Source organism: Paenibacillus medicaginis (assembly GCF_042138635.1).
Lineage (GTDB): Bacteria > Bacillota > Bacilli > Paenibacillales > Paenibacillaceae > Paenibacillus > Paenibacillus medicaginis.
In genome coordinates this window covers 1-1,329 of record NZ_JBHIRY010000075.1, presented here as the reverse complement: position 1 = coordinate 1,329, position 1,329 = coordinate 1, and the positions used below count along the sequence as shown (strand labels likewise).

General features: G+C 50.4%; 1 protein-coding gene. It reads left to right on the top strand.

Annotated features, from left to right (window positions below; translation table 11 throughout):
• Window positions 1-113: 113 nt before the first annotated feature.
• Window positions 114-1,313 carry an ISAzo13 family transposase gene (locus ACE5LO_RS27675; RefSeq protein WP_375523128.1) on the top strand — a complete coding sequence of 400 codons (1,200 nt, stop codon included), beginning with the start codon at window positions 114-116 and terminating at the stop codon, window positions 1,311-1,313.
• Window positions 1,314-1,329: the final 16 nt, after the last annotated feature.

The window sequence follows — 1,329 nt, the reverse complement described above, 5'->3', positions numbered from 1 at the left end:
AAAACACACGTAGAACTGGAAATGAGCGAAGCATGATTCAGCAATATCTGATAGACTGGGAGAAACAACGGTTTGGCAGGAGAATGCCCTCCAATCCGAAGGAGGAACCTCACATGCAGAATACGTTGAAGCAACGTTACGAACAATTGCGGCCCTTTCTGAATGAACTTCAAAGACGATTATTTGCGGCAACAGAAGCACTCGCCTACGGGCGTGGAGGGATCGCATTCGTCGAACGAGAATTGGGCATCAGTCATAAAGTCATCCAAGCGGGTATTCGGGAATTGAAGAACCCCGAGCAGATCGACCCTGAACGGATTCGGAAGTCGGGTGGTGGTCGTAAGCGTACCGTCGATACGGATCCAACGCTACGGAGCGATTTGGAGAAGTTGATTGATCCAGCTACACGGGGTGAACCCGATTCTCCGCTACGCTGGACAAACAAAAGTACGCGTAAACTCGCTGCTGCCTTGAACGAAATGGGACACAAAACAGACAACAAGATGATAGCCACGCTATTGCACGAACTCGGCTATAGTCTGCAAGCGAATCGAAAAACAGAAGAAGGCGGTCGTCATGAAGACCGTGATGCACAATTTCAGCATATTCACGATCAGGCGCAGGCCTTCCAAAACGAAGGAGAGCCGGTCATCTCGGTCGATACCAAGAAAAAAGAGCTGGTGGGCGACTTCAAAAACGGGGGTGTCGAGTGGCAGCCGAAAGGCAGTCCAGAGAGGGTACGCGTTCACGACTTTCAGATCCCCGAGCTCGGAAAAGTCAATCCCTACGGTGTCTACGATCTCAGTGCAAATGCCGGATGGGTGAGCGTAGGCACGGATCACGATACGGCGGCTTTTGCAGTGGAAAGCATCCGGCGCTGGTGGACGACGATGGGTCAAGCCACCTATCCAAACGCCACGAAACTCCTGATCACAGCAGATGGAGGCGGAAGCAACGGCTCTCGTGTACGGCTATGGAAGACGGAATTGCAGACGTTAGCAGACGAAACGGGATTGTCTATATCCGTCTGCCACTTTCCTCCGGGAACGAGCAAATGGAACAAGATTGAGCATCGTCTGTTTTCGTGCATCACCCAAAATTGGCGGGGAAAGCCGCTAACCAGTCATGAGGCCATCGTCCATTTGATTGCGTCTACAACGACAACAACCGGGCTGAAGGTGCAAGCCGAATTGGACACAACATCATATCCGAAAGGGATCAAAGTAACCGATGAAGCCCTGGCACAAGTGAACTTAGAAAAAAATGACTTTCATGGAGAATGGAACTACACAATTTCGCCTAAAAACAGGTAGTTTATTTTGCTACAAT

What these genes read in the sequence shown, in the direction of transcription:
- ACE5LO_RS27675 (WP_375523128.1), top strand. Translation starts at nt 114, where the DNA reads ATGCAGAATACGTTGAAGCAACGTTACGAACAATTGCGGCCCTTTCTG.